The 15,028-nt window shown below is 57.9% G+C and carries 13 protein-coding genes; 1 reads left to right on the top strand and 12 read right to left on the bottom strand.

What is annotated here, in order from left to right:
* Window positions 1–141 precede the first annotated feature (141 nt).
* The 10 genes from IEW17_RS15370 to IEW17_RS15325 all read right to left on the bottom strand — a co-directional run bounded on the left by IEW17_RS15370 (window position 142) and on the right by IEW17_RS15325 (window position 11,866).
* Window positions 142–1,161 (bottom strand): SPASM domain-containing protein, encoded by a 1,020-nt coding sequence (locus IEW17_RS15370; RefSeq protein ID WP_188562945.1) that lies wholly within the window; start codon window positions 1,159–1,161, stop codon window positions 142–144.
* Window positions 1,162–1,318: 157 nt separating this feature from the next.
* The gene (locus IEW17_RS15365; RefSeq protein ID WP_188562944.1) at window positions 1,319–2,920 is read right to left on the bottom strand and encodes a TlpA family protein disulfide reductase; all 1,602 of its coding nucleotides are present in this window, start codon (window positions 2,918–2,920) and stop codon (window positions 1,319–1,321) included.
* A 267-nt stretch (window positions 2,921–3,187) separates the two neighbouring features.
* Window positions 3,188–4,585, bottom strand: a complete 1,398-nt coding sequence (radA, locus tag IEW17_RS15360) for a DNA repair protein RadA (RefSeq protein WP_188562943.1) — start codon at window positions 4,583–4,585, stop codon at window positions 3,188–3,190.
* Between the two features lie 84 nt (window positions 4,586–4,669).
* Window positions 4,670–5,368, bottom strand: a complete 699-nt coding sequence (locus IEW17_RS15355) for a hypothetical protein (RefSeq protein WP_188562942.1) — start codon at window positions 5,366–5,368, stop codon at window positions 4,670–4,672.
* Window positions 5,369–5,624: 256 nt separating this feature from the next.
* Complete coding sequence (rfbA, locus tag IEW17_RS15350) at window positions 5,625–6,503, bottom strand: glucose-1-phosphate thymidylyltransferase RfbA (protein ID WP_188562941.1); 879 nt, start codon at window positions 6,501–6,503, stop codon at window positions 5,625–5,627.
* A 132-nt stretch (window positions 6,504–6,635) separates the two neighbouring features.
* Window positions 6,636–7,643, bottom strand: coding sequence for an SDR family oxidoreductase (locus tag IEW17_RS15345; RefSeq protein ID WP_188562940.1), 1,008 nt, complete (start codon window positions 7,641–7,643; stop codon window positions 6,636–6,638).
* Between the two features lie 111 nt (window positions 7,644–7,754).
* A complete protein-coding gene (gene rfbB, locus IEW17_RS15340; RefSeq protein ID WP_188562939.1) occupies window positions 7,755–8,810 on the bottom strand; it encodes a dTDP-glucose 4,6-dehydratase in 1,056 nt (351 codons plus the stop codon).
* A 92-nt stretch (window positions 8,811–8,902) separates the two neighbouring features.
* Window positions 8,903–9,922 carry a UDP-glucose 4-epimerase GalE gene (galE, locus tag IEW17_RS15335; RefSeq protein WP_188562938.1) on the bottom strand — a complete coding sequence of 340 codons (1,020 nt, stop codon included), beginning with the start codon at window positions 9,920–9,922 and terminating at the stop codon, window positions 8,903–8,905.
* Window positions 9,923–9,939: 17 nt separating this feature from the next.
* Window positions 9,940–11,235, bottom strand: coding sequence for a nucleotide sugar dehydrogenase (locus IEW17_RS15330; RefSeq protein ID WP_188562937.1), 1,296 nt, complete (start codon window positions 11,233–11,235; stop codon window positions 9,940–9,942).
* A 4-nt stretch (window positions 11,236–11,239) separates the two neighbouring features.
* Window positions 11,240–11,866 carry an acyltransferase gene (locus IEW17_RS15325; RefSeq protein ID WP_188562936.1) on the bottom strand — a complete coding sequence of 209 codons (627 nt, stop codon included), beginning with the start codon at window positions 11,864–11,866 and terminating at the stop codon, window positions 11,240–11,242.
* A 91-nt stretch (window positions 11,867–11,957) separates the two neighbouring features.
* Here IEW17_RS15325 and IEW17_RS15320 point away from each other — a divergent pair, with 91 nt between their 5' ends.
* The gene (locus tag IEW17_RS15320; protein WP_188562935.1) at window positions 11,958–12,545 is read left to right on the top strand and encodes a Uma2 family endonuclease; all 588 of its coding nucleotides are present in this window, start codon (window positions 11,958–11,960) and stop codon (window positions 12,543–12,545) included.
* Here the strand turns inward: IEW17_RS15320 and IEW17_RS15315 are convergent.
* Together IEW17_RS15315 and IEW17_RS15310 are read right to left on the bottom strand one after the other, a co-directional pair.
* Window positions 12,542–13,981 (bottom strand): aldehyde dehydrogenase, encoded by a 1,440-nt coding sequence (locus IEW17_RS15315; RefSeq protein WP_188562934.1) that lies wholly within the window; start codon window positions 13,979–13,981, stop codon window positions 12,542–12,544. The genes IEW17_RS15320 and IEW17_RS15315 overlap by 4 nt on opposite strands.
* Window positions 13,982–14,049: 68 nt before the next feature.
* On the bottom strand, window positions 14,050–15,003 hold the full coding sequence (locus tag IEW17_RS15310; protein ID WP_188562933.1) for a glycosyltransferase family 2 protein: 954 nt from the start codon (window positions 15,001–15,003) through the stop codon (window positions 14,050–14,052).
* Window positions 15,004–15,028: the final 25 nt, after the last annotated feature.

Below are 15,028 nucleotides of genomic sequence, written 5' to 3'. Positions count from 1 at the left end.
ACGCATCGAACACGTCTTAATGGAGGTCGGCCAAAAGTACACCGTTACTTTTGCGTGACTACTTAAACAGCTTCAATTTAAATTATAGATTCTGGCTAACTGCTTCAGCTGTAATTTATAATTCAAATTTATCAGTATCGACTATCCCCACACCTTCGTACCCTCCGAGCAGTTGCGGCACATCTCAATCTGGTCGCGGCCTTTGAGCAGGCTGTTGCGGAAATTCTGGTACTTGGGGCCGCGCCAGAGTTGGGCGAATGTCTCGGTTTTGAGGTCACCCTGGCGGTATTCGGCATCTTTATCGAAGCAGCAGGGCACCACCAGGCCATCCCAGGTGATGACGCAGGAGTGCCACATTTTCCAGCAGTGGTCCACCAGCTTGTTTTTCAGGCTCCAGGTGCCGTCGGTGTTGTTCTGGTAGCGCGAGTAGTAGTCGATGGTCGGGATGAGCGGGGAGCCCTGCGCGTGGTCGTAAATCTGCGCGGTTTTGAACCACACATCGTCCACGCCCAACGCTACGGCCAGTTGCCTGGCATCGTCAATCTGGTGTTCATTGGGCCGCACCACCAGGAATTGGAAAATAATGCGCGGCGTGCTGGACTTCAGCTCTTTGCGCCACTTCACCACATTGCGGGTACCTTCGAGGACTTTCTCCAGCTTGCCCCCCACGCGGTACTGCTGGTACACGTCCTGCGTGGTGCCATCGAGGGAGATAATGAGGCGGTCGAGGCCGCTTTCCACGGTGCGGCGGGCATTGTCGTCGCCCAGGTAATGGGCGTTGGTGCTGGTGGCAGTGTATATGCCCTTGTCGGCCGCGTACTTTACCAACTCCAGAAACTGCGGGTGCAAATACGGCTCGCCCTGGAAGTAGAAAATGAGGTACCACAGCCGACTGGCCACTTCGTCAATCGTCTTCCTGAACAAATCGGCGGGCAGCATGCCCGTGGGCCGCGTAAACGAGCGCAGGCCGCTGGGGCACTCCGGGCAGCGCAAGTTGCAGCTGGTAGTGGGCTCAAAGCTGAGGGCCAGCGGCATGCCCCAGTGCCGGGCCTTGCCGGTGAGCTTGCTCAGGATGTAAGAGCCTATTATCTGCCCCGCGTTCCAGAGCCGCAACGGCGTGGCTTTGGCGAGGATATTGAGGCTATCGGTGAACACAGACATGGGCAAAACGAGCAGCAAAGAACTAAAAATACGTCATCCTGAACGCCGCGAAGGACCTTATGACGAAGGAACAGCTGGCGTTAGAGTTGTTCTAACAAGCTTTCTGACGTGATAAGGTCCTTCGCTCCGCTCAGGATGACAAACGATTGGCTGTTGCCTATTTTTTGGTGGGCGCGAATTCGATGGCGCTGGTGTACGTGCTGGCCTTGCCAAACGACTGGTTGATTTCGTCAACAGCGGCGCGGCTGCTCAGGCGCTTGGGCTTGGTATTGAGAAAGGTACCGTCTTCACCCACCAGAAAATACGTGGGCACTTCCTGCAAGGCGTATTCCTTGGCTATTGCAGAGCGCAGCCCGCCACCAGACGCGCGCACCTGTACGCCGGGCAGCTTTTTGATGGTTACGAGCGAGCGCCAGGCCTGCTCGTTCTCGTCAAGCGCAATGTTGACGAAGGTGATGTTCTTGCCTTCAAACTTGCGCATCAACTCCTGGGCATAAGCCAGGTCGCGCAGGCAGAGGCCGTTGGTAGTTTTCCAGAAGTTGATGTACACCAGCTTGCCCACGAAATCGTGCAGGTGCACGGTATCGCCGGTGGCCGAAGCCAGCTTGAAATCCGGCGCGGGCGCGCCGATAGCGAAGCTTTTGTGCCGGTTAAAGTCGGTTTGTAGGGTAGGATAATACTGGTTTTTGGGGTCGTAATTGCGGAAATCGGTCAGCATAGCCGCCGACTGCTTCACGTGCCCAAACCGGAAGGCCTCCTGCAGCACGCGGCCCAGAATAATGGTCCGAATGGAGCCGTTGAGCTTCTTGCTGGCCAGGGCGTACGAAGCGGGATAGAAGTCGGGGTCCGAACGCTGGTGCTTGTCCTGGGCCACGGCAAAGTGGATATAGTTGATTAAAAATTCGTGATAAAGCTCACTCTGCACGGCCGTGGGCTCGTTGAGCAGGCCGGGCTCACGCAGAAAATTGTAGTAGTCTGGAGCCATTTTCAGGCGGCCTTCAGTATTCACCACCTGCTCGCGGAGGTCCTGGTAGGTCAGCTTATCGTTGGCGTAAGCGTACACTACTTCGGCGTGGGCGTAGTTGTAGAAATCCTGCGTGAACGACTGCCTTGCCGCGTGGTCTTCCAGAAACTCGAATTGGTGCTTGCGGCGATACTCCAGAAAAGACAGGAACGGGGCCTCGTAGAGCTGAATATTATCGGGCAATACCTGAAAACCATCGTTTTCCACAAACTGGGCATCGGCCTCTACCAGGTAGTTGTTGGCATTGGCGGCTTGCTGGCGGTGGCGCTGCTCGTCAGTCAGGTTGGCGCGGTTACGGAGTTTGGTAGCAAAGCCCGAGGGCACATCGTTGGGCTTGAACTTGAGCGTACCCGACATATCGCTGCCCTTAAAGCGCACATCGATGTCGGTGCCGGGGTCCAGAAAGAGCGGAGCTACATCGTCGCCGTACACCAGGTCGGCCTTGGTTGGGCCAACCACGGACACCAACAATTTAAACTCGCCTTTGTCGTTGAGGGGTACCCGGAACAGTTTTTCCTTAGGGTCCAGCGGGTTTTCACGCACCGACACAGCCACAGAGTCCGTGGTTGGGCCGCTCACGCGGCCGCTCAGCACAGCCGTTCCAGTGGCAACAACGGCTGCCTTACCAGAGGTAGCTGCGGCTCTGCTCGGAACGGCTCCTGCGGCGGCCGGGCGCGTCTGCCCATGACCCAGTATTGGAGCCACCAGCAGTACCGTGCTTAGTAAGCGGCGCAAACGAATAATGAAGTATGTTCTCATAAAATCAGTGCACTAGCGCCCAACGATTCCCGGCAATTGCCAATCACCGACCAGGTATATGGTAGAGCCAAGCTGCTTCCACCGTCGATTCACGGGAAAAGTCTATTGGCACCTCGAAGATAAGGACTTTTGATTTATAAAATCCAATCCTTGGCTAATCATTTTTAGCACCTTCCTTTGGGTGCGCTTACACGCAAACAAATTACCGAGAAGCCACAAACTGATAATCTGCACGGTCTTGTATCAGCCAAATAGGCCGTCCAGTACTTCATCGAGGCGGCTCACGGCGTGTACTTTCAATCCGAAACGAGCCAGGTCGAGGCCTTTGCCGTTGAACTGCGAAACATACATTTCTCGGAAGCCCAGCTTTTCGGCCTCGGCCAGACGCTGGTCGAGCCGGCTCACGGCCCGAATCTCACCGCTCAGACCCACTTCAGCGGCCAGGCATACATTACCGGGAATGGGCACGTCGTTGAGCGAGGAAACCACGGCGGCGCACACGGCCATATCCAGCGCGGGGTCGTCGAGGCGCAGGCCGCCGGCGATGTTCAGAAATACGTCGTGCTGGCCCAGGCGCAGGCCGGCGCGCTTTTCCAGCACGGCCAGCAGCATTTGCAGGCGCTTGGCATCGAAGCCGGTGCTGCTGCGCTGCGGCGTGCCGTAGGTAGCGGGCGTCACCAGGGCCTGCACTTCAACCAGCAGCGGGCGGTTGCCTTCCAGCGTAGCCCCAATAGCCATGCCGCTCAGGCTCTCGCCGCGTTGCGAAAGCAGGATTTCGGAGGGGTTGCTCACCTGGCGCAGGCCGTCGCCCTGCATCTCGTAAATACCTAGTTCAGAGGTGCTGCCGAAGCGGTTTTTGGTGGTGCGCAGAATGCGGTAGCTCATGTGCCGGTCGCCTTCGAACTGCAGAACGGTATCCACCATGTGCTCCAGGATTTTGGGGCCGGCAATGCTGCCATCCTTCGTGATGTGGCCGATGAGCATGACCGGCGTACTGGTTTCCTTGGCAAATTTCAGGAACTCGGCGGTGCATTCGCGCACCTGGCTCACGCTGCCCGCGCCGCTTTCCACCAGCGTGGAGTGCATGGTTTGGATGGAGTCGATGACGAGGAGGTTGGGCTGCACCTGGTCAATCTGCCGGAAGATGTTCTGGGTGTTGGTTTCGGTGAGAATGTAGCAGCCAGGGTGCTGGCCGTCGGCCAGACGCTCGGCCCGCATTTTTATCTGGGCCTCGCTTTCTTCACCGCTCACGTAGAGCACCTTCATCTGGCGTAGGCTGAGGGCAATTTGCAGCATGAGCGTACTTTTGCCGATGCCGGGCTCACCACCAATCAGGATGATGGAACCGGGTACGATGCCACCGCCGAGCACCCGGTTCAGCTCGCCGTCGGGAGTGAGAATGCGGGGCTCGTCTTCGGCCAGAATATCGCCGAGCGGCACCGACTTGGCGGCTTTCTTGGTGTTGCCGCCGGGCACGGTGCTGGCGGGCTTCCACTGGCCGGTGGTGGTGGCCACGGTTTCTTTTTGAATAACTTCCTCGACGTAGGTGTTCCACTCGCCGCACACCGGGCAATGGCCTATCCACTTGGCCGACTGCGCGCCGCAGCTCTGGCAGAAAAATACGGTTCTTGCTTTGGCCATAAAAGGCAGATTTCGGGGACTAAAAGGTATTACTACAAAGCGTATTCTTTCGGAAAAGTTGCTTCGTTCCCACGTTTGCGGGGACTATTTGGCGGGGGCAAAATGCGCCTTGTATTCCTGCACCAATGCCGGCATGTTCTTATAGCCGGCATCCGGGGCCTGCTGCCGGACGCGGGCGGCCAGCTCGGGGTAATCAGCAAAAGCGGTGGCCATCAGGGCCGCAAACGCTTTGCCGGAGCGCGGCACTTCCCGAATGAGCCCACCAGCGGGCTGCACGTACCAGAAATACTTGTCGTGCGAGCCCACTGGAATAAGCATAACCATCGGCATCAGTGGAATGGGAATGTACATGTCGGCTTTGGTGATGAAGTAGCCGTAGGTTTTGGTGCCGGCGACCGGCGTCATATTCTCAGCCAGCATCCCCAAAGTCTTGCCGTTTTTGGTGAGGGCATCCAAGGTGTGGCCGTCCACCGTCATGGTTTGGATGCGCTCAATAGCCAGGGCTTTCATGGGCGGGTGCGGCAGCTGGTCGGGCGGCGTTTCGTAGCACTCCACCTGCTTGTGCATGAACAGGGCGTAGCCCGTGACGTAGCCCCGCACCTGCTTGCCGCTCACCAACGTAAACTGGGCCGGGAAATACTCGATTTTGGCGTTGCGGGCGGCCCGCACCGAGTCGGCGTGAGTAGCTACGCGGGGCGGGCGCTGGGCTTGGGCCGAGGAGAGTGCGCCAACTAAAATCGCACCGACCCAAAGTAGTCGGCCACCGGGGTTGAGGAAAGACATCGGAATAAATAAGGGCTAGGTAGCAACCGGTGGGCAGGGTAGCAAGCTGCGACTTCATGACCGGCCCGCATTACCCGAAAGCCAGGCATGACGCGCGGCAACCCGTCCTTTCGATGCGACCAGCCCGGTAATGTGACCTGGCTTTTTAAATGTGAAAAGCCAGGTCACTGTGCGGTACCGAGGCTGCCTACACATCTTGAGCGGTTATTCACTGAGAACCCGACGGATTGCTGCGCGACGCTCGCAATGACAAATCCTAGCCTTCCATCAGCAGCTGTTCGGGCAGGTTCATCAGGTAGTCGCCGTAGCCGCTTTTGCGCAGCGGCGCGGCAATAGCCCGGAGCTGGTCGGCATTGATGAAGCCCTGGCGGTAAGCGGCTTCCTCAATCGAGCCTACTTTCAGGCCCTGGCGCTGCTCGATTACTTTCACGAACTCGCCGGCCTGCATCAAGCTTTCGAACGTGCCCGTATCGAGCCAGGCGGTGCCCCGGCCAAGGATGCCCACTTTCAGGGTGCCACGCTTCAGGTACTCGCGGTTCACGTCCGTGATTTCGTATTCGCCGCGGGGGCTCATTTCTAAGTTCCTGGCAATTTCTACCACGTCGTTGTCGTAGAAATACAGGCCGGGCACGGCGTAATTACTCTTCGGCTTGGCTGGCTTTTCCTCAATGCTGAGGGCTTTTTTATCGGCATCGAACTCCACCACGCCGTAGCGCTCGGGGTCGTGCACGTGGTAGGCGAACACCACGCCACCGCTGGGGTCGTTGTTCGATTTGAGCAATTCTTCCAAGCCCGCACCGTAGAAAATGTTGTCACCGAGCACCAGCGCCACTTTGTCTTTACCAATAAAATCAGCTCCCAACACAAATGCCTGCGCCAGGCCATTGGGTACTTCCTGCACCACATATTGAAAATCGCAGCCCAGGTTCGTACCGTCTCCAAGCAGCTTTTTGAACTGCTCCTGGTCGTGGGGCGTAGTGATAATCAACACTTCCCGAATACCCGCCGATAGCAGAATCGACAGCGGGTAGTAAATCATCGGCTTATCGTACACCGGCATAAGCTGCTTCGATACGGCCAGAGTGAGCGGGTGCAACCGGGTGCCGGAGCCGCCGGCGAGGATGATACCTTTCATGGGGTGGGTGTTGGTACTGGTTATGACAGAACAGTCATGTTGAGCGCGGCCGAAGCATCTCGCTCAGGACAGCAACTCAATTGTTCATCGAAGCGGGCGAGATACCTCGGCCGCGCTCAGCATGACGCTTTATTAATTTCTTGCCTGAATGAACTCCTGGTTGGCTTTGAACCAAGCCAGCGTCTGGCGCAGGCCTTCACGGATGCGCACTTGCGGCTGGTAGCCCAGCAGGCGATTTGCTTTGGAAATATCAGCCAGTGAGTCGCGGATATCACCGGCGCGGTCGGGGCCGAAAACCGGGGCTAGGTCCGAGCCAGCTTCTTCGCGCAGGATGTCGTACATCTGCACCAGCGAGGTGCGGTCACCCACCGCGATGTTGTACACCTGGTTCAGGGCCTCCGGGTTTTGCACCAGCGCGGCGCGGATGTTGGCTTCCACGCAGTTTTCCACAAAGGTGAAGTCGCGGGTCTGGCCGCCGTCGCCGTTGAGCGTGGGGGCCTGGTTTTGCAGAATGGCGTCGATGAACAACGGAATCACGGCCGCGTAGGCTCCGCCCGGGTCCTGGCGCGGGCCGAAGATATTGAAGTAGCGCAGGCCGATGATTTCCATGCCGTAAGTGCGGCCGAATACGTCGGCGTACAGCTCGTTGGCGTACTTCGTCACGGCATACGGCGAGAGCGGCTTGCCAATACGGTCCTCCACCTTGGGCAGACCGGGATGGTCGCCGTAAGTCGAGGACGACGCCGCGTACACAAAACGCTTGACGCCCGCGTCTTTGGCGGCGGTGAGCATTTGCACGAAGCCACCCACGTTCACGTCATTCGTCAGCACCGGGTCTTTGATGGAGCGGGGCACCGAGCCGAGTGCCGCTTCGTGCAGCACCACGTCCACGCCTTCGCAGGCAGCGGCGCAAGTAGCGGCGTCACGAATGTCGCCGTCCATGATTTCCAGGCGGGCATCGCCAGCAAACAGTGCCAGGTTCTTGCGGAAGCCGTTGGAGTAGTTGTCCAGCGTGCGCACCTTTTTCACGCCGTATTTCAGCAAATACTCCACGATGTTGGAGCCGATGAAGCCCGCGCCGCCGGTAACGAGAAAAGTCAGATTATCGAGCGGCTGCTCGTGGAAAGGGTTTTCGTACACGTTGGTTTTGAATTAAAAATTATGGATTAAAAATTAAAAATTGGCCATTAAATTCCGCTGTGTTTACCACTGGCGTCATTTTTAATTCTCAACTTTTAATTTTTAATTTCCTTATCGTCCCGCGTACTGCTTCTGGTTGTAATCCTGGTAGGCACCACTGGTCACGCTGTTCAGCCACTCTTCGTTGGCGAGGTACCAATCCACGGTTTGAGCCAGGCCCTGCTCGAAGGTCACGCTCGGCTTCCAGCCCAGTTCGTTCATTATTTTGCTCGAGTCGATGGCGTAGCGCATGTCGTGGCCCGCGCGGTCGGTCACGAATTTGATGAGCTTGCGGGAAGTGCCCTGCTCCTGGCTCGTTTTCTGGTCCACCACGTCGCAGAGCAGCTCAATGAGCTTGAGGTTCTGCCACTCGTTCACGCCGCCGATGTTGTAGGTATCGCCGTTTTTACCCTTGTGGAACACCGCGTCGATGGCCGTAGCGTGGTCTTTCACGAAGAGCCAGTCGCGCACGTTCTCACCTTTGCCGTACACGGGTACCGGCTGGCCGGTGCGCAGGCGATGAATGGCCAGCGGAATCAGCTTCTCGGGGAAGTGGTTGGGGCCGTAGTTATTCGAGCAGTTGCTCAGTTTGATGGGCAGGCCGTAGGTGTGGTGCCAAGCGCGCACAAAGTGGTCGGAGCTGGCTTTGGAAGCCGAGTAGGGCGAGCGCGGGTCGTAGGAAGTTTCCTCGGTGAACATTTCGGGGCCGAAATCCAGCGAGCCATACACTTCATCGGTGCTCACGTGGTAGAAAACGTGGCCGTCGTAGCCGCCGGGGTGCCACAGGTTGCGGGCCGCATTCAGCAGGTTCACCGTGCCGATGACGTTGGTTTTCACGAACGACATCGGGTCGGTGATGCTGCGGTCAACGTGCGATTCGGCCGCGAGGTGAATCACGGCATCGGGCTCTTCGTGAGCAAACAACTGGTCGATGAACGACTGGTCCGCAATATCGCCTTTGATAAAGCGGTAATTCGGCGCGTTCTCAACGTCGCGCAGATTCTCCAGATTACCGGCGTAAGTCAGCGCGTCGAGGTTCAGAATCTGATAGTCGGGGTATTTCGAAACGAACAACCGAACTACGTGGGAGCCGATGAAACCGGCACCACCGGTGATGAGAATTTTCATTTTTATAAATGTGAAAATGTGTGGAATGTGAAAATGTGAAAATAATGGCGACGGTCATTCAGCACACCTCCGCATTTTCTCATTTCTCACATTTATTTTAACGTTTGCTGCCACTTCCAGGAGCTGGCCAGCGAGTCGAGCAGAGATGTTTCCGTTTTGAACCCCAGCACTTGCTCCGCCTTCGTGGCATCGGCATAGATGGCCGGCACATCGCCCGGGCGGCGCAAACCAATGCTGTAGTTTAGCTTCTGACCGCTGGCTTGTTCGAAGGCTTGTACTACCTCGAGCACCGTGTTACCATGGCCTGTTCCAACATTAAAAGTTTCAACCGTTTCGCTGGCTTTGTGGTCAAGCAGGCGCTGCACCGCTACAACGTGCGCCTTCGCCAAATCTACTACGTGGATGTAGTCGCGGATATTAGTGCCATCCGGCGTGTCGTAGTCATTGCCATAGATGGTTAGCTTCTCGCGAATGCCCGCCGCCGTTTGCGTGATGAAGGGCACCAGGTTATTGGGTACACCCAAGGGCAACTCGCCGATTTTGGCTGATTCGTGCGCTCCAATTGGGTTGAAGTAACGCAGCAGAATGGTGCGGAGCTTGTTGGTCGATGCGGCCGATACATCGTGCATGATGTCCTCGCACATTTGCTTGGTACGACCGTAGGGCGACGAAGCCGGTTTGGTCGGCGTGGCCTCAGTCACGGGCAGCGCATCGGGAATGCCATACACGGTACAGGATGATGAAAAAACCAGGTTTTCAACCCCAAATTCGGGCATCACGGCCAGCAGCGTCAGTAAGGAGCCTACATTGTTCCGGAAGTATGCCAGTGGCTTCTCCACCGACTCTCCCACGGCCTTGAAGGCGGCAAAGTGAATGACACCCGCAATGCCGGGCTCAGCCTGAAACACCCCGCGCAAAGCAGCCTCATCGGCGCAGTCGATGCGATAAATGGGCACCGAAGTCCCCAGAATCGACTCGATACCCGCCAACGCCGACTCCTGCGAATTACTGAAGTTATCAACAATAATGGGCTGATAGCCGGCTTGCTGCAATTCAACAACGGCGTGGGAACCGATATAGCCGGCGCCGCCGGTGACAAGAATTTTGCTCATTTCTAGCTGGTCAATTATTACAAACTCCAGTACTGCAAATCCTTCATTTTGCCCCGGTACAGGCCTTTGATGTCGACCAGCACCGCGTTGTCGGCGGTGATGGACTGGAAGTAGGCCTCGTCTTTATCGGCGTAGGGCAGGTGGCTCACGGCCACAATCACGGCGTCGTAGTCCGTGCGCACATCGTCGTTGTGGGTCAGGCGGAAGCCGTACTCGTGATGCAGCTCGTTGGAATCGGCGTGCGGGTCAACGATATCCACGTTTACTGAGAAGTTTTTCAGCTCCTGAATCACGTCGGCCACTTTCGAGTTGCGGATGTCCTCCACGTTTTCCTTGAACGTAGCACCCATCACCAGCACGCGGCTTTTGGCCACGTCCTTGCCCTTTTTAATCATCATCTGCACCGTTTTGCGGGCGATATAGGCTCCCATGTTGTCATTGGTGGTGCGGCCCGAGAGAATAACTTTGGCATCGTAGCCCAGTTCTTTCGCCTTGTAAGTCAGGTAGTAGGGGTCGACGCCGATGCAATGGCCGCCCACCAGACCGGGCGAGAATTTCAGGAAATTCCACTTGGTGCCCGCCGCTTCCAGCACTTCGTAGGTGTTGATGTTCATGCGGTCGAAAATCATCGACAGCTCGTTCATCAACGCAATATTGACGTCGCGCTGGGTATTTTCGATAATTTTGGCGGCCTCGGCCACGCGGATGCTGCTGGCGCGGTGCACGCCGGCATCCACCACCAGCTCATATACTTTAGCCACGGTGTCGAGGGCTTCCTCGTCGTTGCCGCTCACCACTTTGACGATGCGGCGCAGGGTGTGCTCCTTATCGCCGGGGTTGATGCGCTCGGGCGAGTAGCCCACCTTGAAATCGGTCGGGAATTTCAGGCCCGAGAGGCGCTCCATTACCGGAATGCAGTCCTCCTCGGTGCAGCCGGGGTATACGGTGCTTTCGAACACCACGTAGTCGCCCTTTTTCAGCACCTTGCCCACCGAGCCCGAGGCCCCGAGTAGCGGTTTGAGGTCGGGCTGGGCGTGCTCGTCGATGGGCGTAGGCACGGCCACGATGTAGAATTGCGCCTGGCGCAACACCTCCAGCGAATCGGTGAACGTGATGTCGCAGCCTTCAAAATCCTTTTTTTCCAGCTCTCCGCTCGGGTCGATGCCCTGTTTCATCTGGGCCACGCGGCCGGCGTTGATATCGAAGCCAATCACCTTGAGCTGCTTCGCGAATTCGAGGGCAATGGGCAAGCCCACGTAGCCGAGGCCGATGACGGCCAGGGTGGCCTCTTTGCGCAATAGTTGGTCGTACACGTAGTTAGTTTTTCGAGGTTCGTTTGTCGTTTTTGGGGAGCGGGCGCACGGTTTGAGTCGTTTCGCTCAGCTCGTATTGCTCACCGCTTTCGGGGCAGGTGGCCCGGTGCTGGTCGTCGAAGGTCAGGCGGTGACCGTAGGCGCTCATCCAGCCCTGCGGGCGGGCGGGCGTGCCGTATACGAGGGCATAGGCCGGAACGTCGTGCGTGACCACGCTGCCGGCCCCCACAAAGGCGTAGCGGCCCAGCCGGACTCCGCACACGATGGTGGCATTGGCTCCTATTGTCACGCCCTGCTCGAGGTAGGTAGACTGGTACTGACCGGCACCTTTGCGCGGCACGGCGCTGCGCGGATTTTTCACGTTGGTAAAAACCACGGAAGGCCCCAGAAATACGTCATCTTCGCAGATTACGCCGCCGTAGAGGCTCACGTTGTTCTGCACCTTCACGTTGCGGCCCAGGGTCACGCCGTCGGCCACAAACACGTTCTGCCCCAAGTTGCAGTGCTCACCAATAGCGGCCCCGGCGCAGATATGGCAAAAGTGCCAGATGCGGCTGCCTTCGCCTATCTGGCAGCCCTCGTCGAGGATGGCCGTGGAATGGGCGTAGTAGTCGGGGGTGGAATGGGGCATGCAGGCAGAAGGGCGGTTCGGCTCGCAAAGGTAAGGACAAGGCCGGGCTTGGCTTCGTACTTTTGAGTAAACACCTTATTCTGATAACGTCATGGGCCAAGCTGCTTTTGAAATCACCGCCACCGCTCACGTTTCGCCCGACGAGTATTTGCGCCTTGAATGCGAAGCCTTGGAGAAGCACGAGTATTTCTATGGTGAGATTCGAGCGATGGCCGGGGCCAGCTACGTACACAACCGCATTTGCATGAATGTTGGTAGCGCGTTGAATGTGCAGTTGCGCGGCAAAAGCTGCGCCGTAGTGGGCAGCGACCAACGCCTGCAAATTTTAAATGTAAGCGCCTACGTGTACCCCGATGTAACGGTTGTCTGCGGCAAGCCGGAATTCAACGAAAGTCGCAAGCCGGAAACGCTGCTCAATCCCACTCTATTAGTAGAAGTGCTGTCCGCCTCGACCGCCGACAAGGACCGGAGCGAAAAATTCATGCTTTACCGCCAGATTTCCAGCCTACAACAATACCTGATGCTGGATTCCAGAATCTGTCTGGCCGAACTGTACACACGCCAACCCAACGGCAATTGGCTGTTTGCGGAAACCCGCGACTTAGCTGCGGTACTCGATTTAGCCAGCATCGGCTGCCAGGTGCCACTGGCTGAGGCCTACGCCGGCGTGACTTTTTAGAGCTTCACGCACACATTTTGCGCCTCGGTGAAAAACCGCAGCGCCTCCAACCCGCCCTCGCGGCCGACCCCGGAGTTCTTCATGCCACCGAAGGGCGTGCGCAGGTCGCGGTGCAGCCAGGTGTTTATCCAGACGATGCCGCTGTGCAGCTGGTGCGCCACGCGGTGGGCCCGCTGCAGGTCGCGCGTCCAGATAGTGGCCGACAGGCCGTAGTCGGTGCTGTTGGCCATGTGCAAGGCTTCCTCGTCGGTATCGAAAGGCGTGAGCGTGACGACGGGGCCGAATATTTCCTCCTGGTTGGTGCGGCAATCGAAAGGCAGGCTTTCAAACACGGTGGGCTCCAGGAAATAGCCGCCCTCACAGCGGCCGGACACAATGGCGCGGTGGCCGCCGGTTAGTAGCGTGCCGCCTTCTTCGTGAGCCAGCCTGATGTAATCGAGCACTTTAGTTAAATGAGCCTCACTCACCAAAGCTCCCTGCTTCGTATCCATTTCGAGTGGGTCGCCGATTTTCTGGTCCTTGAGCTGCCGGAGAAACTCGGTTTTGAACGCTTCATAAATCGGGCGCTCGATGAAAATACGTGAGCCGCAGAGGCAAATCTGGCCCTGGTTGGCAAAGCTGCTGCGGATGCTGGTAGTCACGGCGGCAGCTAAGTCGCAATCGGCAAAAATCAGGTTGGGGTTTTTGCCGCCCAACTCCAGGCTCAGCTTTTTGAACAGCGGCGCAGCGGTGCGGGCCAGATGCCGCCCGGTAGCCGTGCCGCCCGTAAAGCTGATGGCCTTAATACCCGGATGCTCCACGATGGCCTGCCCGCAGCTCGGGCCATTGCCGTGAATAATATTGAGCACGCCCGCTGGCAACCCGGCTTCCATGCACAGCTCGCTCAGCAAAAAGGCGGTGGCGGGCGTGATTTCCGAGGGCTTGGCTACCACGCAGCAGCCCACGGCCAAAGCGGGTGCAATTTTCCAGGTAAAGAGGTAAAGCGGCAGATTCCAGGGCGAAATGCACCCCACCACGCCCACCGGGTGGCGTACGGTGTAGTTCACGGCCACGCCTTCCTGCACGTGGGCTTCGGTAGCGAAGTGGCCGGCGGCGGTACCGAAAAAGTGGAAGTTGGAGGCCGCCCGGGGGATGTCCATGGCGCGGGCCAGGCTGAGGGGCTTGCCATTGTCCTGGCTTTCGGCGCGGGCCAGGCGCTCAAGGTTGGCGTCAATCAGGTCGGCGATGCGGACGAGGATGCGGCCGCGGTCCTCGGCGGGCAACTTGCGCCAGGCGGGCAGGGCCGCTTCGGCGGCGGCTACGGCGGTAGCCACATCGGTGGCATCGGAGTCCGGAATCTGGCCGTAGACCTGGCCGGTGGCGGGGTCCACATTGTCGAGGTAGCGGCCGGAATGGGGCGGCACCAACTGGCCGTTGAGGTAATTATGAATGCGCATAAGAGAGAAAGCTGCGAATGCTACTCTGCCAGTACCAATGCCCCAACAACCTGCCAGGCGGACGGGTACTAATGAGCGGGCGGGCTGGGCAAGGGTGCCGTATTGGTATTGGATATCAGGTACAGGGGCCGTTGACGAACATTGGCCGACAGCCGCGCTATATACTCGCCAATGATGCCCACCGAAATCAGTTGTACCCCACCCAGGAACAGAATACTCACCATGAGCGAAGGCCAGCCCGGCTCATAATCGTGGGTCACAAAGCGGGAATATAAGGTATAGAGCCCCACCAGAAAAGCCACTCCCGACACTGCAAAGCCCGTGATAGTGGCCGCTTTAAGGGGCAAGTCGGAGAATGCCGTGATACCATCCAGCGCAAAGCGCAGCATTTTACGGTAGGTGTAGCCGGTTTCGCCGCCCCCGCGCCCGGCCCGGTCGTACTCAATAAATGTCTGCCGGTAACCAATCCACGAAATCTGCCCTCGGATAAACTTGTTCTGCTCGGGCATCAGCCGCAGGCCATCTACCACTTTGCGCGAGATAATGCGGAAGTCCCCGGTATCGACGGGGATGGAAACACTGGTAATACGGGCCAACAAGCGGTAAAATACCCGGGCGGTGAGCTTTTTAGCCGCGCTGTCGCCCTGCCGCGAGCGCCGCTTGGCGTACACCACCTCAAAACCTTCGTGCATTTTCTGGTAGAGCAGCGGTATCAGCTCGGGCGGGTCCTGCAGGTCGGCATCGATGATGACTACGGCCTCGCCCCTCGACCGGTCAAGACCGGCGGTGACGGCCACCTGATGCCCAAAATTGCGGCTGAAGTCGATGTAGCGCACCCGGGCGTCGCGCGCAGCCAGGTTTAGCAGCAAGGGCAGCGAGTGGTCGCGGGAGCCATCGTTGACAAATACCAGCTCAAAGCCTCCGGGCAGGGCCATGGGCTCCAACACCCCCAGCAGGCGTTGATAAAGCTCATCGATGTTAGCTTCCTCGTTGTAGATGGGAATAATGACGGACAGTTCCACGCGGGCTTACGAATACTTCGGAAAG

The sequence above is a fragment of the Hymenobacter frigidus genome, assembly GCF_014640435.1.
In the GTDB taxonomy this organism is placed as follows: domain Bacteria; phylum Bacteroidota; class Bacteroidia; order Cytophagales; family Hymenobacteraceae; genus Hymenobacter; species Hymenobacter frigidus.
The sequence above is the reverse complement of the archived record's forward strand: the minus strand, read 5'-3'. Positions and strand labels throughout refer to the sequence as shown.